The organism is Pseudomonas sp. RT6P73, assembly GCF_054897715.1.
Genome location: NZ_JBUBUV010000002.1, coordinates 5,785,865 through 5,808,431, shown reverse-complemented (window position 1 = coordinate 5,808,431; position 22,567 = coordinate 5,785,865). Strand labels below are relative to the sequence as shown.

Sequence of the window (22,567 nt, the reverse complement as noted above, 5' to 3'; positions counted from 1 at the left end):
GGACCTGTAGGAGCGAGGCTTGCCCGCGAAAGCGGTGGTTCAGTCGGCATTGATGTTGAATGTAATGACGCCTTCGCGAGCAAGCTTCGCTCCTACAAATGCCGGTACGCCGGCCCCCCAAATTTCCGGTCCACTGCCAGTTTCCGCTGGCGGCGGATTTGTTGCGTCACTGCATTGTCATCTTTCTGTCATACAGGATCGCTAGGGTGTGCGCATGAATGATCTGGCCAATTCCACCATGACTACTAATCCTCCCAAGCGAATTGATTTCAATACGCCTGAGCTGCAACGCAAGCGCCGCATCCGCGCGCTCAAAGATCGCCTGACCCGCTGGTACGTCCTCGTGGGCGGCCTTGCCGTTCTCGCCGCGATCACGCTGATCTTCTTCTTCCTCGCCTACGTCGTCTTTCCCCTGTTCCAGGGGGCCGACCTGACGACCAAGGACACCATCACGCCGGCCTGGATGCAAGACGCCGGCAAGCCGCTGATGATCTCCCTGGAAGAACAGAACCAGGTCGCCATGCGCGTTTCCGACAAGGGCCAGGCGCTGTTCTTCGACATCGACAGTGGCGCCGAACTCAAGCGCGTCGATCTGCCGGTTCCAGCGGGTGCCAGCGTCACGTCCATCGGCGAAGACCAGCCCGGCCATCCGCTGGTAGCGGTGGGTTTCTCCAACGGCCAGGCCCTGGTGTTCCGTCATACCTATAAAGTCAGCTACCCGGACGGCAAGAAAACCATCTCGCCAGCCATCGAATACCCGTACGGCGAAACCCCGATCACGCTGAACGAGACGGGCGGCGCGCTGGAGCACGTCAGCCTCAACGCCACCGACACCACCCTGATGCTGGTCGGTTCCACCGGTTCACAACTCAATGTCCTGTCGCTGACCAGCGAAGAAAACATGATGACCGGCGAAATCACCAACGAGCAGAAGCGCATCGATCTGCCTCAGATGACTGAGCCGGTGAAGAACATCTTCGTCGACCCGCGTCAGCAATGGCTGTACGTGATCAACGGTCGTGCGCAAGCCGACGTGTTCAGCCTGCGCGACAAGAGCCTCAACGGTCGTTACAAGCTGCTCGAAAACGGCGATGCCGAGATTACCGCCAGTACTCAATTGGTCGGCGGTATCTCAATGATCCTCGGCGACTCCAAGGGTGGCCTGGCCCAGTGGTTCATGGCCCGCGACCCGGATGGCGAGCAGCGTCTGAAGCAGATCCGCACCTTCCAGATGGGCACTACGCCAATCGTTGAAATCACCGCCGAAGAACGTCGCAAAGGCTTCATCGCCCTTGATGCGTCCGGCAAGCTCGGCGTGTTCCACAGCACCGCTCACCGTACCTTGCTGGTGGATCAGGTTGTGGAAGGCCAAGGCCTTTTCGGCCTGTCGCCACGGGCCAACCGAATCATCGTGGAACAGGGCGGCAAGCTGCAACCGCTGCTTCTCGACAACCCGCACCCGGAGGTTTCCTGGAGCGCGTTATGGAGCAAGGTCTGGTACGAGAACTACGACGAGCCTAAATACGTCTGGCAATCGACCGCCGCCAACACCGACTTCGAGCCCAAACTGAGCCTGTCGCCGCTGACGTTCGGCACCCTGAAAGCCGCGTTCTACGCCATGCTGCTGGCTGCACCACTGGCCGTCGCTGCTGCAATCTACACCGCGTACTTCATGGCCCCGAGCCTGCGCCGCAAGGTCAAACCGGTGATCGAGCTGATGGAAGCGATGCCGACGGTGATCCTCGGTTTCTTCGCCGGCCTGTTCCTCGCGCCGTATGTGGAAGGGCATTTGCCGGGCATCTTCAGCCTGCTGATGCTCTTGCCGATTGGCATTTTGGTGGCCGGTTTCGTCTTCAGTCGCTTGCCTGAGTCCATCCGCCTGAAAGTGCCGGACGGCTGGGAAAGCGCGATCCTGATCCCGGTGATCCTGTTTGTGGGCTGGTTGTCGCTGTACATGAGCCCGTACATGGAAACCTGGTTCTTCGGTGGCGACATGCGCATGTGGATCTCCCACGACTTGGGCATTACCTACGACCAGCGCAACGCACTGGTGGTCGGTCTGGCCATGGGCTTCGCGGTGATCCCGAACATCTACTCCATCGCCGAAGATGCTGTGTTCAGCGTGCCTCGCGGCCTGACCCTCGGTTCCCTGGCCCTCGGTGCCACACCGTGGCAAACCATGACCCGCGTGGTGATCCTCACCGCCAGCCCGGGCATCTTCTCGGCGTTGATGATCGGCATGGGCCGTGCGGTCGGTGAAACCATGATCGTGCTGATGGCTACCGGTAACACCCCGGTCATGGAAATGAACCTGTTCGAAGGTCTGCGAACGCTGGCCGCCAACGTCGCGGTGGAAATGCCCGAATCGGAAGTCGGCGGCAGCCACTACCGAGTGCTATTCCTCTCGGCGCTGGTGCTGCTGTTGTTCACCTTCGTCATGAACACCCTCGCGGAACTGATTCGTCAGCGTCTGCGCAAGAAATACTCGTCGCTTTAAGAAAGGTAGAAGTCTGTGAAACAGAACTCCCTGAATGGATGGTTCAAGAGCGGCGCCCCAGGCGTCTGGATCAGCGGTGGCGCGGTGTCCATCGCGGTCATCATGACCATTGGCCTGCTCGCGGTGATTGCCGTGCGCGGTCTGGGTCACTTCTGGCCGGCGGATTTGATTCACGCCAGCTACGACGTGCCGGGCCAGGCCAATCACCTGGTCATCGGCGAAATCGTGCAGAAAGAAGAAGTGCCGCGCGAGCGTCTGAAAAGTGCCGGTCTGCCGGTACCCGACGTGGGCCCGGAGTTCATGACCCGGGAGCTGATCAAGGTCGGCAACCGTGACCTGAACGGTAACGACTTCACCTGGATCGTCGGCGAGTGGCTGACCAACCAGAAGACGCCGCCGGAGCTGATGGCCATCGAGCGCCGCGAGTGGGGCAATTTCTACGGCTACCTGGTCAACGTCAAACAGGAAGGCAAGGTTATTGCTGAAGGCGAAGCCGCGTGGCCTGAGTTGCAGGCTCGCGTTGCCCGCGTCAACGAGCTCGCCGCACAGCTCAAGACCCTGGAAAAAGTCGACATCGGCGCGATCAACGCCGGCCTCGAACGCATCCGCCTGCACGGTCGCAAGCTGGAACTGGCCGGAAATCTCGATGCCGCCGCGCAAGCGGACATGGAATCCGAGCGCGCCGAGCTCAACGCACGTTATCAGGACATCGAAGCACGCCTGAACGACCTGCACGCCCAGTTCAACCGCGACAGCCTGACGGCCCGCGATGCGAACGGCAAAGAGATTGAAATCGGCATCGGTAAAGTGGTTCATGCTTATCAGCCGAACGCGATGGGCACCTTCACCAAGATCGGTTTCTACTTCAGCAAGATGTGGGAATTCCTCAGCGACGACCCGCGTGAAGCGAACACCGAAGGCGGGATCTTCCCGGCGATTTTCGGCACTGTGATGATGACCCTGATCATGGCGATGGTCGTGACGCCGTTCGGCGTGCTGGCAGCGGTTTACTTGCGCGAATATGCCAAACAGAACGCGTTGACCCGGATTATTCGCATCGCCGTGAACAACCTGGCGGGCGTTCCGGCCATCGTTTACGGCGTGTTCGGTCTGGGCTTCTTCGTCTATGTACTCGGCGGCTCGGTTGACCGGTTGTTCTTCCCTGAAGCGTTGCCGGCGCCGACCTTCGGTACGCCGGGCCTGCTCTGGGCGTCCCTGACCCTGGCGCTGCTGGCAGTGCCGGTGGTGATTGTGGCCACCGAAGAAGGCCTGGCGCGGATTCCTCGCACCGTACGTGAAGGCTCGTTGGCACTCGGCGCGACCAAGGCTGAAACTTTGTGGAAGATCGTGCTGCCGATGGCCAGCCCGGCCATGATGACCGGCATGATCCTCGCCGTGGCGCGCGCCGCCGGTGAAGTAGCGCCGCTGATGCTGGTGGGTGTGGTGAAACTGGCACCGTCGCTGCCACTGGATGGCAACTACCCGTACCTTCACCTGGACCAGAAGATCATGCACTTGGGCTTCCACATCTATGACGTCGGCTTCCAGAGCCCGAACGTAGAGGCCGCGCGGCCGCTGGTGTACGCCACGGCGCTGCTGCTGGTGCTGGTGATCGCGACATTGAACCTGTCGGCCGTTTATATCCGTAACCATCTGCGCGAGAAATACAAAGCGCTGGATAGCTAATACCGCCGCTCCCTGTAGGAGCCAGGCTTGCCGGCGAAGGCGATTTCAAGGACGCCTTCGCCGGCAAGCCTGGCTCCTACAGAACGGCAACACCGCTGGCCCATTTTGTGAGGCCAGCGGCCAACCGAACCGAATTTGTTAGCACAGGGAGCCTCCCATGCAGCACGAAGCACATACCCACGGCATCAACATGTCTGCCCTGGGCCGCGACAAACAGAGCCTGAGTCTTGAACAGGAAACCGTGGCCATCGAAGTGCCGGGCCTGAATCTGTTCTATGGCGACAAACAAGCGCTGTACGACGTCAACCTGAACATCCCGAAACAGCGCGTGACCGCCTTCATCGGCCCGTCCGGCTGCGGCAAGTCCACGTTACTGCGGACTTTCAACCGCATGAACGACCTGGTCGATGGCTGCCGCGTAGAAGGTGAAATCAACCTGTACGGCAACAACATCTACCGCAAGGGCGAAGACGTGGCCGAGCTGCGTCGGCGCGTCGGCATGGTGTTCCAGAAGCCGAACCCGTTCCCGAAAACCATCTACGAAAACGTGGTTTACGGCCTGCGCATTCAAGGCATCAACAAGAAACGCATCCTCGACGAAGCGGTCGAGTGGGCGTTGAAAGGCGCGGCGCTGTGGGACGAAGTCAAAGACCGTCTGCATGAATCGGCACTTGGCCTGTCCGGTGGTCAGCAGCAACGTCTGGTGATCGCTCGCACCATCGCCGTAGAGCCGGAAGTGCTGCTGCTCGACGAACCCTGCTCGGCACTCGACCCGATCTCGACGTTGAAAGTCGAAGAGCTGATCTACGAATTGAAATCGAAGTTCACTATCGTCATCGTGACCCACAACATGCAACAGGCCGCGCGGGTCTCCGACTACACGGCGTTCATGTACATGGGCAAACTGGTGGAATTCGGTGACACCGACACTCTGTTCACCAATCCGGCGAAGAAGCAGACCGAAGACTACATCACAGGGCGGTACGGCTAGCCGTACAGCTGCACGCCGCAAGCTTCAAGCGGCAAGAAAGAAGCGGTGCGATATCAGGACTCATACATAACTGCTTGAAGCTTGCGGCTTGAAGCTTGCAACTTTCGCGGAGCGAAACTGATGATTAGTAAAGAAGGCCTTACCCACCACATTTCCGCGCAGTTCAACGCTGAACTGGAGGAAGTGCGCAGCCACCTCCTGGCCATGGGCGGTCTGGTGGAAAAGCAGGTTAATGACGCGGTGACCGCGCTGATCGAGGCCGACTCCGGCCTGGCACAGCAGGTTCGCGAGATCGACGACCAGATCAACCAGATGGAACGCAACATCGACGAAGAATGCCTGCGCATTCTGGCCCGCCGTCAGCCGGCGGCGTCTGACTTGCGTCTGATCATCAGCATCTCCAAATCGGTAATTGACCTGGAACGCATCGGTGACGAAGCGACCAAGATCGCCCGCCGTGCCATTCAGTTGTGCGAAGAAGGCGAGGCCCCGCGTGGTTACGTCGAGGTTCGCCACATCGGCGATCAGGTGCGCAACATGGTCCGTGACGCGCTGGACGCGTTTGCCCGTTTCGACGCCGACCTGGCGTTGTCGGTGGCCCAGTACGACAAGATCATCGACCGCGAATACAAGACTGCGCTGCGCGAGCTTGCGACCTACATGATGGAAGACCCGCGCTCTATCTCGCGGGTCTTGAGCATTATCTGGGTGCTGCGTTCGCTGGAGCGGATCGGCGACCACGCGCGCAATATTTCGGAACTGGTGATTTACCTGGTGCGCGGCACGGACGTGCGTCACTTGGGCCTCAAGCGCATGAAAGAAGAAGTTGAAGGCACAAGTGGCGAAACCGCTAATGTTCCGGGCAAAGCTGACGATAAGTAAGACTGCCCGAGAAAAACGCCCGGTCCTTTGGCCGGGCGTTTTTTTGTGTGGTTTTCGACTTCAAAAGCAGCACCCGCGAACGAAAAGTCCCGGCGTGACTGAAGGTTTTTGGCAATGTGCCATCAGCAAAACGGTATGCTTGCCGGGATTTTTTCGAGGGGTGGTGGATGAGCAAGATCAGTGTGTTGGTGGTGGACGATGCGGCGTTCATTCGTGACCTGGTAAAGAAGTGCCTGCGTAACTACTTCCCGGGTATCCGGACAGAAGACGCCATCAACGGCAAAAAGGCTCAGGCCATGCTGGCCAAGGAAGCGTTCGACCTGGTGTTGTGCGACTGGGAAATGCCGGAAATGTCTGGCCTGGAACTGCTGACCTGGTGCCGCGAGCAGGACAACCTCAAGACCATGCCCTTCGTGATGGTGACCAGCCGTGGCGACAAAGAGAACGTGGTCCAGGCGATTCAGGCCGGCGTTTCCGGCTACGTCAGCAAGCCCTTCACCAACGAACAACTGCTGACCAAGGTCAAGCAGGCGCTGAACAAGGTCGGCAAGCTCGACGCCTTGATGAACGGTGCCCCGACCAAAATGAACTCGGCCTTCGGCAACGATTCCCTGAGCGCATTGACCGGCGGCAAGGCTGCGGTGGTCGCCGCTCCGGCACCGGCGGCTGCACCTTCGCGCGGTTTGCTCAATAGCCCGCCGATCAAGGCACCGGTCGCTGCTTCCGCACCTGCCAGCGGTCGGGGTCAAGGCCAGCTGCGTTTGCCGAGCGGCATTCAGCAATGCGTGATCAAAGCCTTGAGCATCAAGGAAGCGCTGCTGGTGGTGAAGCGCACCGACACGCTGCCACAAGTCCTCGACAGCGCCGTGCTCGACCTGGAGCAGGGCGACAACGCTGAAGTCGCCCGCCTCAATGGCTACCTGCACGCCATCGTCGCGTTTGAACCGAAACCCGACAGTGACTGGCTGCAACTGACCTTCCGCTTTGTGGATCAGGATGCGCAGAAGCTCGACTACATCTCCCGCCTGATTGCCCGTGGTACGGCGCAGAAGCATTTCGTACCCGGCGCTTGATCTTCGTCGCCTGACAGCCCGTCATCGCTAGCAGGCTAGCTCCCACATTGGAATGCATTCCCCTGTGGGAGCTAGCCTGCTAGCGATGGGGCCCTCAAATTCACAGTGCGTCCCCTTTGCTGCCCATTTTGAAACATCTGCCGACTACCCGGGTCCATTGCAGCTGCTAGGCTCCTCCCCAGGCCTTACTCGACAGACTCTTGCCCATGCTCGCGCGCCTGCTGTTTTTCTGTGGTCTTTTCATGGCCTCCACCTTGGCTGTGGCCATGACTATCTACAAGTCCAAAGACGCCAATGGCGTGGTCTCCTACAGCGACCGCCCCACGAAAGGGTCCCATGTGTTCGTTTTTCGTGATCGCATGGTCGAGCACCTTGAGCGCCAGGTGTACCTGGAGATCAAGAAGCAGAAGGGCGTGGACAACGTGTACGTGCGCAACGACCTGTATGCGCCGGTCGAGATCGAGCTGAGTTTTGCCGGGCTGAGCAATGTCAGCGGCGCGCCGAGTCGGCCGATCCGCCGGGTCATGCCGGCCCGCAGCAACATTCGTCTGGCGTTGCTCACGGCGACGAAGGCCGGAAGGCCGCTGGCGTACACCCCAAGGTTCGAATATTCCCTGGGCGACCCTTCAGGGGCCGCCATGGCCTATCGGTATCCGTTGCCCTGGCGTGGTGGGCCGTTTCGCCTGAGTCAGGGCGCCAACGGTCAATACAGCCATTTCGGCGCCAAGAACCGTTACGCCATGGACATCGCCATGCCCGAAGGCACGCCGATCATCGCGGCGCGTGGCGGGGTGGTGGTGAAAACCGAGAATGCGCAGACCGGGCGCGGCACCGATCCATCGGGCAATTTCGTGCGGGTGCTGCACGACGACGGAACCATGGGCGTGTACCTGCACCTCAAGCAAGGTTCGGTCAGCGTTCGCGAGGGGCAACGGGTATCAGTGGGGAGTGCGCTGGCACTGTCGGGCAATACCGGCAACAGCAGCGGGCCGCATTTGCACTTCGTGGTGCAGCGCAATACGGGGTTGGGGCTGGTGTCGATTCCGTATCAGTTCAATCAAGCGGTGGGCGCGTTGCCCAACTTTGCGTTGGGCAAACAATGATGTGTTGCCTGGACTGACGCCTTCGCGGGCAAGTCGGATCGCCGCACCGCTCGCTCCTACGGTCGGTATGATCTGTAGGAGCGAGGCTTGCCCGCGAAGGGATCAACACGGTTCAAGCCAAAAAAAACTTAATCCAGCATCAACACCTTGGCCAGAATAATCTTCGGCCCTTTCATTTTCTTGATGATGATCCGCAAGCCTTCGACTTCCAGCACTTCTTCCTCTTCCGGCACCCGTTTCAGGGTTTCGTAGATCAGCCCGGCGAGGGTTTCGGCTTCGATGTGGTCCAGATCGATGCCCAGCAGGCGTTCGACCTTGAACAGCGGCGTGTCGCCCCGAACCAGCAGTTTGCCCGGCTGGTACGCGAGGATGCCGCGCTCAGCCTTGCGGTGTTCGTCCTGAATGTCGCCGACCAGCACCTCAAGCACGTCTTCCATGGTCAGGTAACCGATGATGTTGCCATCGGCTTCTTCAACCAGGGCGAAGTGCGAGCCGCCCTTGCGGAACTGTTCCAGCAGCTGCGACAGCGGCATGTGCCGCGACACTCGTTCCAGCGGCCGGGTCAGTTCGGCGAGGTTGAACGACTCGGGGATGTGGTCCAGTGCCGCCAATTCCAGCAGCAGGTCCTTGATGTGCAGCAGGCCGACGAACTCCTGACTTTCGCTGTCGTACACCGGATAACGGCTGAACTTGTGGCGACGGAACATCGCCAGGATTTCCTTGAGCGGCGCGTTGAACTCCAGCGTCACCAGGTCTTCCCGGGAGTTGGCCCAGTCGACCACTTCCAGCTCGCCCATTTCTACCGCCGAGGCCAATACACGCATGCCTTGGTCACTCGGGTCCTGGCCACGGCTGGAGTGCAGGATCAGTTTCAGTTCTTCACGGCTGTAATGGTGCTCGTGATGCGGGCCGGGTTCACCCTGGCCGGCGATCCGCAGGATCGTGTTGGCGCTGGCGTTGAGCAGGTAAATCGCCGGGTACATGGCCCAGTAGAACAGGTACAGCGGCACCGCGGTCCAGAGCGACAGCAGCTCGGGTTTGCGAATGGCCCAGGATTTCGGCGCCAGTTCACCGACCACGATGTGCAGGTACGAAATGATAAAGAACGCCGTGAAGAACGATACGCCTTTGATCACTTCGGGCGACTGCACGCCGACGGCTTCAAGCAGCGGCTCGAGGATGTGTGCGAACGCCGGTTCACCTACCCAGCCAAGGCCCAGGGAGGCGAGGGTGATACCCAATTGGCACGCCGAGAGGTACGCATCGAGCTGACTGTGAACGGTGCGCAGGATGTGTCCGCGCCAGCCGTTTTTTTCAGCGATGGCCTCGACCCGGGTCGAGCGCAATTTGACCATGGCAAATTCCGCCGCAACGAAAAAGCCGTTGAGCAAAACCAGGATCAGAGCAAAAAGAATCATGCCGAAATCGGCGAAGAGTGTCGCGAGGGTCAAGCCAGGGGAAGGGTCCATGATGGAGTTTTGCGGGTTCCGTGTATTCGAAAAGGGGGTCGATGCGGTGCCTGAAGGACAGGCACAAGTCAGCCAATGTAGCGGCTGACTTGATGATTGCCTAGTGGCGAGTGCTGGCCGGTATCAGTCGGCGGTGCTGATGACCCGGGTTTTCGTGACTTGGGCCGGCGCAAAGTGGCAGGTAAACGTGCTGCCATGCCCCGGCACACTGCTGATTTCCATCCGCGCGCGGTGCCGTAGCAGTACGTGTTTGACGATCGCCAGGCCGAGGCCGGTGCCACCGGTGTTGGAGTTGCGGCTGGAGTCGACGCGGTAGAAACGTTCGGTCAGGCGCGGCAGGTGTTTGCTGTCGATGCCGATCCCGGAGTCCTGCACGCTCAGGTGTGCGCCTTGCTCATCGCCCCACCAGCGGATGCGGATATTGCCTTCGGCCGGGGTGTATTTCACCGCGTTGAACACCAGGTTGGAAAACGCGCTGCGCAACTCGGCTTCGCTGCCCTTGAGCAGAATCGTCGGATCGGCTTCCAGGGTGATGCGTTGGTTCTTCTGGCCGGACAACTGCTGGGCATCGCCGGTGATCGATTGCAGCAAGCCGTCGATCACCACGGGCTGGTTGTCCGAGGGGTAATCGGTGGCTTCCAGTTTGGCCAACAGCAGCAAGTCGTTGAGCAAGGTCTGCATGCGCCCGCCTTGCTGCTGCATTTGCTGCAAGGCACGGGTCCAGCGTGGGTTCACTTCCTCGACGTTGTCGAGCAGGGTTTCCAGGTAGCCGCAGATCACCGTCAGCGGTGTGCGCAATTCGTGGGACACGTTGGCGATGAAGTCTTTGCGCATCTGTTCCAGCTGATGGATACGCGTCACGTCGCGCACCAGCATCAAGTGTTCGTTGTTGCCGTAGCGGGTGATGTACAGCTGAATGCGTACGCGATCATTGGTCGGCGACGGGATTTCCAGCGGTTCGGCGTAGTTGTTCTGCTCGAAATATTCCTTGAAGCGCGGATGGCGCACCAGGTTGGTGACCGGCTGACCGCTGTCTTGCGGTGTCTTGAGGCCGAGCAGGGTTTCGGCGGCGCGGTTCCACCATTCCAGGTTGCCATCGCTGTCGAGCATGATGACGGCGTCTTTCAGTGCGGCGGTGGATTCCTGAACCCGATCGATCACCGCTTGCAGGCGTCCACGCACGCGTTGGTCACGGCGTTGCAGGTGATAGATGCTGTCGAATACTTCACCCCACAGGCCATAGCCGTCGGGTGGTGCTTCGTCGGGTTTGTGCAGTCGCAGCCATTCGTGCAGCCGCAGCAATTGCTTGAGGGTCCAGGCCAGGTAAAGGCCCAGGCCCGCGGCGAGGCTCCAGCCGTAGTAGCCGGTAATCAGGCCGATCACCAAACAGCCGGTCACCAGCAACAGCATGTGGCGGATCAGGGTGCCATGCCAGTTTTGGTTCAATTGAACACGCGTCCTTGTCAGCTTGTCGGGCGGGAAAGGTCTTGGTCAGGCTTTGGTAGAAAAGCGGTAACCGGTGCCGCGCACGGTTTGTACCAGATTTTCGTAGGCATCACCGAGGGCTTTGCGCAGACGGCGGATATGCACGTCGACGGTGCGCTCTTCGACATATACGTTGCCACCCCAGACCTGATCCAGCAACTGGCCACGGGTGTAGGCGCGTTCCTGGTGAGTCATGAAAAATTGCAGCAGGCGGTATTCGGTCGGGCCCATCTCGGCCGGTTTGCCGTCGATGGTCACGCGGTGGCTGATCGGGTCGAGCAGCAGGCCGCCGACTTCGATCGGCGTCTCGCCGTCGGTAGGGCCGGCACGGCGCAGCACGGCTTTGAGGCGCGCCACCAGCTCTCGCGGGGAAAACGGTTTGGTGATGTAGTCGTCAGCACCCACTTCCAGGCCCTGGATCTTGTTGTCTTCTTCGCCCTTGGCGGTGAGCATGATGATCGGGATGTCCCCGGTCAGCTCATCGCGCTTGAGACGACGGGCCAGCTCGATGCCGGACGTGCCGGGCAGCATCCAGTCGAGCAGGATCAGGTCCGGCTTGCGGTCGACGATGATGGCATGGGCCTGCTGCGAGTTCTCAGCCTCCAGGCAGTCATAGCCGGCCATTTCCAACGCAACGGCGATCATTTCGCGAATGGGCGCTTCGTCGTCGACGATCAGAATGCTCCTGCCAACCATGCCTTTAATCCTCTTGTCATTTAACTGTCTTGCGCCGCATTAGATAACGGAATTATTGCAGTCGTGTGACAGTATTTTAGTCGACCGGCGATTGTCACGAACCTGGGCTAAGCTCTAATTCCGAATCCTGACTACCACAAGAGAAGGTTTCCATGACTCAATACTCGTTCTCCCTTAAGGCAATGATGTTGGCCGCTGCTCTGGCTTTGCCGACAATGGCCTTCGCTGCCGAACCGGCCATGATGAAGGACGGCATGATGGTCGACCACAAGGGAATGACCGTTTATACGTTCGACAAGGACTCCGGCGGCAAGTCCATGTGTAACGGTGATTGTGCCGAGAACTGGCCACCGATGATGGCCCCGGCGGGTGCCAAGGCCGAAGGCAAATGGACAGTCATCAAGCGTGATGACGGCATGATGCAATATGCCTACGACGGCAAGCCGCTCTACACCTTCGTGAAGGATAAAAAGCCTGGTGACATGGAGGGCGACAAAATGAAGGACGTCTGGCACGTCATACACGAATCGCAGAAGTAACCGATCAAAGCCTGTAGCCGCTGCCGAAACATGCGTTCGGCCGCGGCTTGGGCGGTCAGCGCGTGGCGTAATCCAGCACAATCCCGACAAAAATTGCCAACCCGGCCCAGTGGTTGTGCAAAAACGCCTTGAAGCAACGCATCTGGTCCTTGCCGCGGGTGTACCAGAACTCCCACGCAAAACAGCCCGCCGCCGCCAGTAGCCCGAGGTGGAACCAGCCACCGAGCTCGAATTTCGATCCAGCCAGCAACAGGCAACCCAACGCCAACCCTTGCAGGGTCAGGATGATCACCCGGTCTGCATCGCCAAACAGAATGGCCGTGGATTTCACGCCGATCTTCAAATCGTCGTCGCGGTCGGTCATCGCGTAATAGGTGTCGTAGCCAACGGTCCACAGCAGGTTGGCGATCCACAGCAACCATGCGGCTGCCGGCAGTTCACCGGTTTCGGCGGTGAACGCCATCGGCATGCCCCAGGAGAACGCCGCGCCCAACACCACTTGCGGGTAATAGGTGTAGCGCTTCATGAACGGGTAGCTGAAGGCCAACGCCAAACCGCCGAACGACAACCACACCGTGGCCGCGTTGGTGCACAGCACCAGCAGAAAACTCACGCCCATCAGCAACGCGAAAAACACCAGGGCTTCTTTGGAGCTGATCTTGCCGCTCACCAAAGGGCGCTGTTCGGTGCGTTTGACGTGGCCGTCGACCTTGCGGTCCGCCCAGTCGTTGATCACGCAACCGCCGGCGCGGGTCAGCACCACGCCAAGGACGAAAATCACAATGTTGGCCAGGGATGGCGAACCTTCGCCGGCAATCCACAGTGCCCACAGCGTCGGCCACAGCAGCAGATAAATGCCGATCGGTTTGTCCATGCGCGTTAGCTGAATGAAATCCCAGGCCCGAGGGTTCAAGCGGTTCAGGGACTTGAGCAGGCTCTGGTACATCAGCAGTTCTCCGGGTGGGCGCGGGTGGCGAGCCACAAGGTCGGCAAGAAGATCTCGGCCACCAGCACACTCAAGGCGCCTCGGTCGAAACGCGAGCGACGGCCCCACAGTTCGGGTGCCCGGGAGGCCAACGGCAGCCAGTCCTCAGGATAGTGACAAACCTCGATGGCGCGCCTCTGGAATGCGTGATCGCAAAACAGCAGTTCGCCCAAGGAACGGCTGCCCAATTCATCCATGTGCAAGCCGTCGCCCTGCAAAGCGCTGCGCGCCGCCACGCTGCGGGCAAACACCCACGCTTCGCCGTGACCGCGCAAATACACCTCGCGCACCCAGCCTTCACTGCCTTCCTTCAACTCCAGCGCGGCACATTCGTCGGCGCGCAGCGGTTGCCAGCCTTCAAACAGCGGCGTGACGCTGAAGCCGTCATTCGACAAGCGGATCAGGCGTCGGGTCAGGGAGCCTTCGTCGAACAGCCAGTCGAGGGTAGACGTGTCGGGGAGGGGCGTCAGTTGGCTTTGAGGGAGCCACAGCGGGGTTGCGGAGGGGGATTTTGAGTGCGGCACAGTGAGTCATTATTGGCAGCAAATGAGGCGGCGAGCTTACCATGTCAGCCAGCGATTTTGAGTGATCCGGGCCGTCGTCGCGCCGAACAGGCTTGCATCTGCCGGGCCCGATCAGTACAAAACGCCCCTGAGCCGGACGGCATCGCCCACCTGGCGACCGTCCGCGCCGGCAATAAGCCTGAATCCTGAGGAAGTACTTGAATGAAAAAGTGGCAATGTGTGGTCTGCGGCCTGATCTATAACGAAGCCGACGGCTGGCCGGACGACGGCATTGCGCCGGGCACGCTGTGGCAAGACGTACCGGAAGACTGGCTGTGCCCGGACTGCGGCGTAGGCAAGATGGATTTCGAAATGATCGAAATCAACTAACAAGAAACCGAGGAGTAAGGAATGAACGCACCTGTCGTGATCGTCGGCACTGGGCTGGCCGGCTACAACCTGGCCCGCGAGTTTCGCAAGCTCGATGGCGAAACCCCGTTGCTGCTGATTACCGCCGATGACGGGCGTTCCTACTCCAAGCCGATGCTCTCCACCGGTTTCGGCAAGAACAAAGACGCCGACGGCCTGAGCATGGCCGAGCCGGGCGCCATGGCCGAGCAATTGAAGGCCGAAGTGCGTACTCACACGCGCATCAGCGGCATCGATCCGGGCCACCAACGCCTGTGGATCGGTGAGGAAGCGGTGATTTACCGCGACCTGATCCTGGCCTGGGGTGCAGAAACCGTGCGGGTGCCCATCGAAGGCGACGCGGCTGATGCGGTGTTCCCGATCAACGACCTGGAAGATTACGCACGCTTTCGGGCCGCCGCGGCGGGCAAGCGCCGGGTGCTGCTGCTCGGTGCGGGCCTCATCGGTTGCGAGTTCGCCAATGACTTGATCCTCGGCGGCTACGAGGTGCAACTGGTTGCGCCGTGCGAGCAAGTCATGCCGACCCTGCTGCACCCGGCGGCGGCCGCTGCGGTTCAGGCCGGGCTGGAAAGCCTGGGCGCGCGTTTCCACCTTGGGCCGGTACTCAACCGCTTGCAGCGCGTCGCAGACGGTCTGGAAGCGCATCTGTCCGATGGTCAGGTGATTCCGTGCGACGTGGTGGTCTCGGCCATTGGCCTGCGTCCCCGTATCGATCTGGCGGCTGCGGCCGGTGTGCAGGTCAATCGCGGCGTGGTGGTCGATCGTCACCTGAAAACCTCCCACGCCAATATCTACGCCCTGGGCGACTGCGCCGAGGTCGATGGGCTGAACTTGTTGTACGTCATGCCACTGATGAGTTGTGCGAGAGCGCTGGCACAAACCCTCGCCGGCAACCCTACGGCCGTGAGTTATGGCCCGATGCCGATCACCGTGAAAACCCCGGTCTGCCCGTTGGTGGTTTCGCCGCCACCACGGGGTGCCGAGGGCGTCTGGACCGTCGAAGGGCAGGGCGCGGACATCAAAGTATTGTGCCGCGATGCCAGCGGAAAACTGCTCGGTTATGCCCTGACAGGCGCGGCGGTGATGGAAAAACTGGCCCTCAACAAAGAGCTTCCGGCACTGCTGGCGTAAATACCGGTCGTTCTGTCGGAATCACCCCGCTTTTGCCCCTACAAAGGTCGCGCCGAGACTGGCGCGGCTCTTCCGTGCGTGCCATTCTCACTCCCGTCTGCCGCAGAGTAGAGCATCTGCGGCGCCTTGGGCGCTGTTCCAACGAGAACAGCACGGACATAACAACAAAAAACCGTCAAAGGGGCTTCACTAATGCGTAAACCAGAACTCGCCGCCGCCATCGCGGAAAAAGCAGACCTCACCAAAGAGCAGGCCAATCGCGTTCTCAACGCCGTTCTCGAAGAAATCACCGGCGCTCTGCACCGCAAAGACAGCGTCACGCTGGTGGGTTTCGGTACCTTCCTGCAACGCCACCGCGGTGCCCGCACCGGCAAAAACCCGCAAACTGGCGAACCTGTCAAAATCAAGGCCAGCAACACCGTTGCGTTCAAGCCGGGCAAGTCGTTGAAAGACAGCGTTAATCCGTAATTGCGGCGAACTCCCTGAATAAAGTGGAGAACCGTATTGAAAAATGGGCACACCGATTGAATCGGGTGCCCATTTTTTATGGGCGGTTTTAAGTTCTGTATATGTTTCGTGGACTGATTAATACAGGTTGGAAAATAACTGTCCACACATCCAATGGTTCGCGGCCGTCCTTACAGAAGTGCTTCTTTATATAAAGTGCCATCATAAAGATGGCACTTCCTTGATTCTCTGTTGTCGCCCTTCGTTTGTTCGCAGATGACCGCAATCTTTCGGACAGTTCCTACATTAATCCTCCTTTATTGTTGGCATGCTTCACGCCTGCCATCGCGCAGGTGCGGTTCACGATCTGATGCAGGTTTCACCGGCCGCTCTGGCTCAGCGGTTTCAGGGCTGTCAGCTAAAGAGGGAAATGTTAAATCGACATCAGGGAATCCCCTTGCACATATAGGGAAATCTCCTACACGCAATAAACAACAGTTCGTCTTGTTGTTTAATCGGATGCTTGCTAGTGGCCATCATTGTGATTACGATGCGCCCACTTGAAAGAGCACGAACTCAATTGGATGAGACTCATCGCAGCTCTTTGATACTGTCCCGCGCCGCTGCAACTGCAATTGGCGTTCGACCGTAATCCTAAATAAAGGCCATGGATGTCCTACTCAAGCAAACTTTCTGCTCATTACCTTGAACTCGCAAAAGCCTCTGTTTCCAAAGAGAATTTCGCGGGCGAGGACGTTCGCTTTTCGAGCGAATATGAGGCATTGGAAAGCGAGCTGGCGAAAGCCTCGTCCATGCACGAAAGCGGTCAGATCGACTGGCTGAAAATCCGCGAAAACAGCGAAAACCTGCTGCGTACCCAGTCCAAGGATTTGCGGGTCGGCGCCTGGTTGACGTGGGCCTTGTACCAGCGTGAATCCTTTCAAGGCCTGTTGGCCGGCCTCGGTTTGTTGCACCACCTGTGCGAAAACCATTGGGCCGAGGTTCATCCGAACAAGGCCCGTACCCGCTCCGCTGCGATCAGCTGGCTGGTGCCGCGCCTCGAGCAAGTACTGACCGAAAACGTCGCGATCAAAGAGCAGTTGCCGATGTTCCGGCGGCTGGTCGAACACCTTGAAGGGCTCGATGCCGCTTGCACCGAGCACTTGGGCGACGACGCACCGCTGCTGCTGCCGATCTCCCGCCGCCTGAAAAACATGGTGCAACGCGCCGCCGACAACCAGCCGGAACCTGGTGTGGTGGGCGCCGCAGTGGCCCAGGTCAAGCAGGCCGCCACTCAGCTGTTCACCCCTGGCGCGCCGATCGACAACGAAAAAGAAGCCCACAAAGCCCTGCGCGCCCAGCAGGAAAGCGCCCGTCCGTTGTGTGCCTGGTGGCTCAAGCAGAAAGCCACCGACCTGCGCGCCCTGCGCCTCAATCGCACGCTGCTGTGGCTGCCCATCGACGCGGTGCCTGAGCGTAACGCCGAGCAAATCACCGTGCTGCGCGGCTTGCCCGCCGACAAGCTCAAGGCCTATCAGGACCGTTACGATCAGGCCAAATACGCCGACCTTTTGGTGGAACTGGAGGCAAGCCTGGCGAAGGCGCCGTTCTGGTTCGACGGCCAGCGAATGGTCTGGGAATGCCTTCAGGGGCTGAACGCCGAGATGGCAATGCGCGAAGTGGAAATCCACTTCGCGCTTTTGATTCAGCGCCTGCCCGGCATCGTCGAATTGCGTTTCCACGACGGCGCACCGTTCGCCGATCCGGCCACCCGCGCCTGGATCAGCGCCAATGTCATGCCGCACCTGCAAAGCGCCAGCGCGCCGCGCAAGGTCGAAGCCGCCGACACCCAGCCAGCCTGGGAAGTGGCCCTCGAAGAAGTCCTGCCGATTTTGCGCAAGGACGGCCTCAAGGCCGCCGTGCAGATTCTCAAGCAGGGCCTGCAAAGCGCCCACGGCGGACGCGTGCGTTTCTTCTGGCAGTTCGCCCTCGCGCGGCTGTGCTTCATGGCCAAGAAATACGAACTGGCCAAGACCCAACTCGAAACACTGGACCAAACATTACAGGACTCAGGCCTGAACGCCTGGGAGCCCGATCTTGCGCTGGAAGTGCTGCATTTACTGCATAGCTGCTGCGAGTTGTTGCCGCAGAACCATGCCGTACGTGAACGCAAGGAAGAGATTTATCGCAGGCTGTGCCACCTCGATCTCGAAGTGGTACTCGAATAGGCCCCAGGGCCACAACCGCAAGGAGAAAAGCCATGGCCAAAGAAGGCTCGGTAGCCCCCAAGGAACGCATCAACGTCACTTTCAAACCTGCCACCGGTGGTGCCCAGGAAGAGATCGAACTGCCGTTGAAACTACTGGCAATCGGTGACTACACCCACCGCAAGGACGAACGCAAAGTCGAAGATCGCAAGCCGATCAGCATCGACAAGATGACGTTTGACGAAGTGCTGGCCAAGCAAGAGCTGAGCCTGACACTGAGCGTGCCGAACCGTCTTCAGGAAGAAGGTGACACTGAAGAACTGGCCGTGAAACTGCGCGTCAACTCGATGAAGGACTTCAACCCGGCCTCGCTGGTCGAGCAAGTGCCCGAGCTGAAAAAACTGATGGAACTGCGCGACGCGCTGGTGGCCCTCAAAGGCCCGCTGGGTAACGCGCCTGCGTTCCGCAAAGCCATCGAAGGCGTTCTCGCCGACGACGAATCCCGCGGTCGCGTACTGGGTGAGCTGGGCCTGAACGCCGCAGCCCAGGACGCCTGAGTCTCCATCAGCCAAGGAAGCCAACACAATGAGCACTAGCGCAGCACAGCAAAAGAGCAAAGAGAACGGCGAATACAGCATTCTCGACAGCATCATCGCCGAGACCCGCCTGACGCCGGACGACGAAGCCTACGACATCGCCAAGCGCGGTGTGTCGGCCTTCATCGAAGAACTGCTCAAGCCGCAGAACAACGGTGAGCCGGTCAAGAAAGCCATGGTTGACCGCATGATCGCCGAGATCGATGCCAAGCTCAGCCGCCAGATGGACGAAATCCTGCACCACCCTGACTTCCAGTCCCTGGAATCGTCGTGGCGTGGCCTGCAGTTGCTGGTCGACCGCACCAACTTCCGCGAAAACATCAAGATCGAAATCCTCAACGTCTCCAAAGAAGACCTGCTGGACGATTTCGACGATTCGCCGGAAGTAATGCAATCGGGTCTGTACAAGCACATCTACACCGCTGAATACGGCCAGTTCGGTGGTCAGCCTGTGGGCGCGATCATCGCCAACTACTTCATGTCCCCAAGCTCGCCGGACGTGAAACTGATGCAGTACGTGTCCAGCGTTGCCTGCATGTCCCACGCGCCGTTCATCGCTGCCGCCGGCCCGAAATTCTTCGGCCTGGAAAGCTTCACCGGTCTGCCGGACCTGAAGGATCTGAAAGATCACTTCGAAGGCCCGCAATTCGCCAAATGGCAGAGCTTCCGCCAGTCGGAAGACTCCCGTTACGTTGGCCTGACCGTGCCGCGTTTCCTGCTGCGTAACCCGTACGACCCGGAAGAAAACCCGGTCAAATCGTTCGTGTACAAAGAAACCGTCGCCAACAGCCACGAGCACTACCTGTGGGGCAACACCGCCTACGCGTTCGGCACCAAGCTGACCGACAGCTTCGCCAAATTCCGCTGGTGCCCGAACATCATCGGCCCGCAGAGCGGTGGCGCGGTTGAAGACCTGCCGTTGCACCACTTCGAAAGCATGGGCGAAATCGAAACCAAGATTCCTACGGAAGTTCTGGTTAGCGACCGTCGTGAATACGAACTGGCCGAGGAAGGCTTCATCTCCCTGACCATGCGCAAAGGCTCCGACAACGCGGCGTTCTTCTCCGCGAGCTCGGTGCAGAAGCCGAAGTTCTTCGGCATCAGCGCAGAAGGCAAGGCCGCAGAGCTGAACTACAAGCTCGGCACCCAACTGCCGTACATGATGATCGTCAACCGCCTGGCTCACTACTTGAAAGTGCTGCAGCGCGAGCAACTCGGTTCGTGGAAAGAACGTACCGACCTCGAGCTGGAACTGAACAAGTGGATCCGCCAGTACGTGGCCGACCAGGAAAACCCAAGTGCCGAAGTTCGTGGCCGTCGTCCACTGCGCGCTGCCCAGATCATCGTCAGCGATGTCGAAGGCGAGCCTGGCTGGTACCGCGTCAGCCTGAACGTGCGTCCGCACTTCAAGTACATGGGTGCCGATTTCACCCTGTCGCTGGTTGGCAAGCTGGACAAAGAGTAAGCGGAGCCTAACTCATGACTGGATACGGCAGCCTTTTCGAACGCCTGGGTGGCGACGCGGACAAACGCGTCGGCTGGAGCCGCGAGGTCTCCGCCATGGCGTCCGTGGCTGCCCATCTGGCCAAGATGCTCAGCACCCGTGCGGGCAGCGTGCAAACGCTGTCCGATTACGGGCTACCCGATCTCAATGACATGCGTCTGAGCCTGCACGACTCCCTGAGTCAGGCCCGTCTGGCCATCGAAAATTTCATCGAAGCCTACGAGCCACGCTTGAGCAATGTGCGTGTCATCTCCCTGCCGCGTGATCACGATCAGCTTCGCCTGTCCTTCAGCATCGAAGGCCTGCTGGAAGTTGATGGTTTCAAGCGTCAGGTCAGTTTCGCCGCGCGCCTGGATGGCAGCGGTCAAGTCAAGGTCAACTAAGGAGATTCGTATGTCCGGCAAACCAGCAGCCCGCGTATCCGACCCCACCGCTTGCCCGCTCCCCGGCCACGGCACCAACCCGATCGCCGCCGGTTCCGGCGACGTCTTCTTCGACGGCCTCGCGGCCGCCCGCCAAGGCGATGCCTCGGCGTGTGGTGGTGCGATGTCGGGCGGGTTGGCGACGACGGTTTTGATCAACGGCAAACCGGCTGCGACGGTGGATTCAGTGGGGACGCATGGCAATAAAGTCACTGCCGGTTCCGGGACGGTGATTATCGGCAATTCGCATTCGCCGGTGCCGTTTGTGGCGCCGTTGCCGGTGGATATCAAATGGCCGTTTAACGAGCACTACGTGATCAATTGCCAGGACACCGGGAAGCCGTTGGCTGGAGTTGCATACAGTTTCAAAACAGCCTCGGGAAAAATAGTCAGTGGTGTCACAGGCGCCGACGGCAAGACGCAGAAAATCTCGTCATCGGAAGCTGAACCCTATGAACTGATTATTGAGCAGCAATCTGAAGTTGTAATTGGATAATGTAATTAAGGGGTTTTGAGATGGCGGATACAAAAATAGCTTCAAGTCTGACACCAGCCAGTAATCAAGCTGGTAAGTCTGCAGCTGTTCGTCAATTTAAAATCACAGATATCCCTGATGCCATGGACAAGATGAAGTGGCCCGTCGCTGCAAAACTTATGCGGCACTGGTTTAATGGTAAGCCATGGCCAACCGTTGACGGCGCGATGAGTAAAGAGGTTAAAGATCATGTTGCTCTCCCTAAGGACCCTTATGTGGAGGACACCATCGTAAAGATGGCATGGCTAAATCAATTCGAACCGGCAAAAGCTGTTATTAAAGAGTTGAAGTCTGTTTGGAATAATCCTGCTGCACAGAAAAATATAAGCGATAAAATTAAGACGAAATACCTTGGGAAGGCTCCTGGGGTTTATCCGTTTAAGTTCGATGGCAGTGCGAGAAAAGTAGAGGAGTTTGGATACAGCAACAATCGGGCAGTTAAGTTTGGGCTGATAGAAAAAACCGATGAGCTCAGAGCAGCGCTTGCAAACTTTAACGTCCGTGTTTTTCCAGAGGGTAAGGTAATTATTTCTGTTGATAGTGTTCAGCTCTTTGCTGATCGTATTGGGTTTTACGTTGAAGATGCTTACGACTTCAATGACGCACCGGATGACAACTTTAGTCAGCCGCTGGGTTACTGGAATTTTGATGGTATAACCAACCCAGCCTACGCAACGGCAGCAAATGCAGGCATGGCGCAGATGAAGTCGGATATGGCATCGAATCCGTTTCTGAATCCACAAGACGCTCAAAAAATGTTCAAAGAGTTAGATGAATCACGGTATTTTTATATATCCAACTCTCATTTTGTGAAGTACCGAACTGACTTCGGTAAGGGCGGTGATTTTCAGGTTCTTTCTGATGTGCAGTATGAGTCTGTTCCGCTCACGGTTATAAATGTTTGGAATAAATGATGGGCAGCCATGGCTTGGTTGGCGTTTTGATTTGTTTTGGTGCTAAGAATAATGCATATGTTTAATAAAAAATGGGTTTGGTGTTTCAGCTTTGTTTTGGTGACGTCACTTGCGTTGCTGATTTATTGTGTTAACGCAATGCTAGGGTATCCTGCAAGCACAACTCAAGTCAGTCCTTCTGGCCGCTATGTCATGGAAAATGTGCGTGTTGGAAAAGTTTTTATGTTGGGTGGAATGGCGTATTTAAGAGTCATAGATACGCAGGATCCAAAAAAAACCTACCGAACCCCACTGTATGATACTCAGTCGCTAGATATGCGCGCATTCGAAGATGAGGGCGAAGTTGGTATTACTTGGATCTATTTCGATCGAAAAAACAAGACGTTCACCATTTCCATGCCGCAATGGGAAGAAAGTTGGTTGAATGTCTTTATTAGCAATACACCTTACACGCACTTGGAAAACTGACAGAC

General features: G+C 58.6%; 22 protein-coding genes. 17 read left to right on the top strand and 5 right to left on the bottom strand.

The window, feature by feature from the left end; all coding sequences use genetic code 11:
* Positions 1–214 precede the first annotated feature (214 nt).
* The 6 genes from ACYZT6_RS26795 to ACYZT6_RS26770 all read left to right on the top strand — a co-directional run bounded on the left by ACYZT6_RS26795 (position 215) and on the right by ACYZT6_RS26770 (position 8,232).
* Positions 215–2,497, top strand: a complete 2,283-nt coding sequence (locus ACYZT6_RS26795; protein ID WP_462029287.1) for an ABC transporter permease subunit — start codon at positions 215–217, stop codon at positions 2,495–2,497.
* 15 nt (positions 2,498–2,512) lie between these two features.
* The gene (gene pstA / locus ACYZT6_RS26790) at positions 2,513–4,183 is read left to right on the top strand and encodes a phosphate ABC transporter permease PstA (RefSeq protein WP_462029286.1); all 1,671 of its coding nucleotides are present in this window, start codon (positions 2,513–2,515) and stop codon (positions 4,181–4,183) included.
* A gap of 157 nt (positions 4,184–4,340) precedes the next feature.
* A complete protein-coding gene (pstB, locus tag ACYZT6_RS26785) occupies positions 4,341–5,174 on the top strand; it encodes a phosphate ABC transporter ATP-binding protein PstB (RefSeq protein WP_461956351.1) in 834 nt (277 codons plus the stop codon).
* Positions 5,175–5,294: 120 nt separating this feature from the next.
* Positions 5,295–6,056 carry a phosphate signaling complex protein PhoU gene (gene phoU, locus ACYZT6_RS26780; RefSeq protein ID WP_008150055.1) on the top strand — a complete coding sequence of 254 codons (762 nt, stop codon included), beginning with the start codon at positions 5,295–5,297 and terminating at the stop codon, positions 6,054–6,056.
* A gap of 167 nt (positions 6,057–6,223) precedes the next feature.
* Positions 6,224–7,129 carry a response regulator gene (locus ACYZT6_RS26775; protein WP_462029285.1) on the top strand — a complete coding sequence of 302 codons (906 nt, stop codon included), beginning with the start codon at positions 6,224–6,226 and terminating at the stop codon, positions 7,127–7,129.
* A gap of 206 nt (positions 7,130–7,335) precedes the next feature.
* Positions 7,336–8,232: a peptidoglycan DD-metalloendopeptidase family protein gene (locus tag ACYZT6_RS26770; RefSeq protein ID WP_462029284.1), complete on the top strand. Its 897-nt coding sequence runs from the start codon at positions 7,336–7,338 to the stop codon at positions 8,230–8,232.
* A 128-nt stretch (positions 8,233–8,360) separates the two neighbouring features.
* Here the strand turns inward: ACYZT6_RS26770 and ACYZT6_RS26765 are convergent, their stop codons facing one another.
* The 3 genes from ACYZT6_RS26765 to phoB form a co-directional block, all read right to left on the bottom strand.
* Complete coding sequence (locus tag ACYZT6_RS26765; RefSeq protein WP_462029283.1) at positions 8,361–9,701, bottom strand: hemolysin family protein; 1,341 nt, start codon at positions 9,699–9,701, stop codon at positions 8,361–8,363.
* Between the two features lie 123 nt (positions 9,702–9,824).
* Positions 9,825–11,111 carry a phosphate regulon sensor histidine kinase PhoR gene (gene phoR / locus ACYZT6_RS26760; protein WP_462030021.1) on the bottom strand — a complete coding sequence of 429 codons (1,287 nt, stop codon included), beginning with the start codon at positions 11,109–11,111 and terminating at the stop codon, positions 9,825–9,827.
* An 81-nt stretch (positions 11,112–11,192) separates the two neighbouring features.
* Positions 11,193–11,882, bottom strand: a complete 690-nt coding sequence (phoB, locus tag ACYZT6_RS26755; RefSeq protein WP_008150066.1) for a phosphate regulon transcriptional regulator PhoB — start codon at positions 11,880–11,882, stop codon at positions 11,193–11,195.
* A gap of 152 nt (positions 11,883–12,034) precedes the next feature.
* Between phoB and ACYZT6_RS26750 the strand changes: the two genes are divergently transcribed.
* A complete protein-coding gene (locus ACYZT6_RS26750) occupies positions 12,035–12,421 on the top strand; it encodes a COG4315 family predicted lipoprotein (RefSeq protein WP_462029282.1) in 387 nt (128 codons plus the stop codon).
* 55 nt (positions 12,422–12,476) lie between these two features.
* Here the strand turns inward: ACYZT6_RS26750 and ubiA are convergent, their stop codons facing one another.
* Both ubiA and ACYZT6_RS26740 read right to left on the bottom strand, forming a co-directional pair.
* Entirely contained in the window at positions 12,477–13,367 is an 891-nt protein-coding gene (gene ubiA / locus ACYZT6_RS26745) for a 4-hydroxybenzoate octaprenyltransferase (protein ID WP_462029281.1), read from the bottom strand.
* Positions 13,367–13,930, bottom strand: coding sequence for a chorismate--pyruvate lyase family protein (locus tag ACYZT6_RS26740; RefSeq protein WP_462029280.1), 564 nt, complete (start codon positions 13,928–13,930; stop codon positions 13,367–13,369). The genes ubiA and ACYZT6_RS26740 overlap by 1 nt, the downstream gene beginning before the upstream one ends.
* Before the next feature lie 201 nt (positions 13,931–14,131).
* Here ACYZT6_RS26740 and ACYZT6_RS26735 point away from each other — a divergent pair, with 201 nt between their 5' ends.
* The 10 genes from ACYZT6_RS26735 to ACYZT6_RS26690 all read left to right on the top strand — a co-directional run bounded on the left by ACYZT6_RS26735 (position 14,132) and on the right by ACYZT6_RS26690 (position 22,562).
* On the top strand, positions 14,132–14,299 hold the full coding sequence (locus tag ACYZT6_RS26735) for a rubredoxin (RefSeq protein WP_007954349.1): 168 nt from the start codon (positions 14,132–14,134) through the stop codon (positions 14,297–14,299).
* Between the two features lie 21 nt (positions 14,300–14,320).
* A complete protein-coding gene (locus tag ACYZT6_RS26730; RefSeq protein WP_462029279.1) occupies positions 14,321–15,469 on the top strand; it encodes an NAD(P)/FAD-dependent oxidoreductase in 1,149 nt (382 codons plus the stop codon).
* 192 nt (positions 15,470–15,661) lie between these two features.
* Entirely contained in the window at positions 15,662–15,937 is a 276-nt protein-coding gene (locus ACYZT6_RS26725) for an HU family DNA-binding protein (RefSeq protein WP_003213368.1), read from the top strand.
* A gap of 650 nt (positions 15,938–16,587) precedes the next feature.
* Complete coding sequence (tssA, locus tag ACYZT6_RS26720; RefSeq protein ID WP_462029278.1) at positions 16,588–18,144, top strand: type VI secretion system protein TssA; 1,557 nt, start codon at positions 16,588–16,590, stop codon at positions 18,142–18,144.
* Between the two features lie 32 nt (positions 18,145–18,176).
* The gene (gene tssB, locus ACYZT6_RS26715; protein ID WP_010465292.1) at positions 18,177–18,680 is read left to right on the top strand and encodes a type VI secretion system contractile sheath small subunit; all 504 of its coding nucleotides are present in this window, start codon (positions 18,177–18,179) and stop codon (positions 18,678–18,680) included.
* Between the two features lie 28 nt (positions 18,681–18,708).
* Complete coding sequence (gene tssC / locus ACYZT6_RS26710; protein ID WP_109626782.1) at positions 18,709–20,184, top strand: type VI secretion system contractile sheath large subunit; 1,476 nt, start codon at positions 18,709–18,711, stop codon at positions 20,182–20,184.
* A 14-nt stretch (positions 20,185–20,198) separates the two neighbouring features.
* A complete protein-coding gene (gene tssE / locus ACYZT6_RS26705) occupies positions 20,199–20,606 on the top strand; it encodes a type VI secretion system baseplate subunit TssE (protein WP_008150080.1) in 408 nt (135 codons plus the stop codon).
* A 10-nt stretch (positions 20,607–20,616) separates the two neighbouring features.
* Entirely contained in the window at positions 20,617–21,141 is a 525-nt protein-coding gene (locus ACYZT6_RS26700) for a PAAR domain-containing protein (RefSeq protein WP_462029277.1), read from the top strand.
* Between the two features lie 20 nt (positions 21,142–21,161).
* Positions 21,162–22,094 carry a DUF6402 family protein gene (locus ACYZT6_RS26695; protein ID WP_462029276.1) on the top strand — a complete coding sequence of 311 codons (933 nt, stop codon included), beginning with the start codon at positions 21,162–21,164 and terminating at the stop codon, positions 22,092–22,094.
* Between the two features lie 57 nt (positions 22,095–22,151).
* Positions 22,152–22,562, top strand: coding sequence for a hypothetical protein (locus ACYZT6_RS26690; protein WP_462029275.1), 411 nt, complete (start codon positions 22,152–22,154; stop codon positions 22,560–22,562).
* Positions 22,563–22,567 lie beyond the last annotated feature (5 nt).

Coding starts and splice junctions, on each gene's coding strand:
- ACYZT6_RS26700 (WP_462029277.1), top strand. CDS start 20,617: ATGTCCGGCAAACCAGCAGCCCGCGTATCCGACCCCACCGCTTGCCCG.
- tssB (WP_010465292.1), top strand. CDS start 18,177: ATGGCCAAAGAAGGCTCGGTAGCCCCCAAGGAACGCATCAACGTCACT.
- pstB (WP_461956351.1), top strand. CDS start 4,341: ATGCAGCACGAAGCACATACCCACGGCATCAACATGTCTGCCCTGGGC.
- ACYZT6_RS26735 (WP_007954349.1), top strand. CDS start 14,132: ATGAAAAAGTGGCAATGTGTGGTCTGCGGCCTGATCTATAACGAAGCC.
- tssE (WP_008150080.1), top strand. CDS start 20,199: ATGACTGGATACGGCAGCCTTTTCGAACGCCTGGGTGGCGACGCGGAC.
- ACYZT6_RS26770 (WP_462029284.1), top strand. CDS start 7,336: ATGCTCGCGCGCCTGCTGTTTTTCTGTGGTCTTTTCATGGCCTCCACC.
- tssA (WP_462029278.1), top strand. CDS start 16,588: ATGTCCTACTCAAGCAAACTTTCTGCTCATTACCTTGAACTCGCAAAA.
- phoB (WP_008150066.1), bottom strand. CDS start 11,882: ATGGTTGGCAGGAGCATTCTGATCGTCGACGACGAAGCGCCCATTCGC.
- ubiA (WP_462029281.1), bottom strand. CDS start 13,367: ATGTACCAGAGCCTGCTCAAGTCCCTGAACCGCTTGAACCCTCGGGCC.
- ACYZT6_RS26695 (WP_462029276.1), top strand. CDS start 21,162: ATGGCGGATACAAAAATAGCTTCAAGTCTGACACCAGCCAGTAATCAA.
- ACYZT6_RS26775 (WP_462029285.1), top strand. CDS start 6,224: ATGAGCAAGATCAGTGTGTTGGTGGTGGACGATGCGGCGTTCATTCGT.
- ACYZT6_RS26690 (WP_462029275.1), top strand. CDS start 22,152: ATGTTTAATAAAAAATGGGTTTGGTGTTTCAGCTTTGTTTTGGTGACG.
- ACYZT6_RS26725 (WP_003213368.1), top strand. CDS start 15,662: ATGCGTAAACCAGAACTCGCCGCCGCCATCGCGGAAAAAGCAGACCTC.
- ACYZT6_RS26750 (WP_462029282.1), top strand. CDS start 12,035: ATGACTCAATACTCGTTCTCCCTTAAGGCAATGATGTTGGCCGCTGCT.
- phoU (WP_008150055.1), top strand. CDS start 5,295: ATGATTAGTAAAGAAGGCCTTACCCACCACATTTCCGCGCAGTTCAAC.
- ACYZT6_RS26765 (WP_462029283.1), bottom strand. CDS start 9,701: ATGGACCCTTCCCCTGGCTTGACCCTCGCGACACTCTTCGCCGATTTC.
- tssC (WP_109626782.1), top strand. CDS start 18,709: ATGAGCACTAGCGCAGCACAGCAAAAGAGCAAAGAGAACGGCGAATAC.
- ACYZT6_RS26795 (WP_462029287.1), top strand. CDS start 215: ATGAATGATCTGGCCAATTCCACCATGACTACTAATCCTCCCAAGCGA.
- phoR (WP_462030021.1), bottom strand. CDS start 11,111: ATGCTGTTGCTGGTGACCGGCTGTTTGGTGATCGGCCTGATTACCGGC.
- ACYZT6_RS26730 (WP_462029279.1), top strand. CDS start 14,321: ATGAACGCACCTGTCGTGATCGTCGGCACTGGGCTGGCCGGCTACAAC.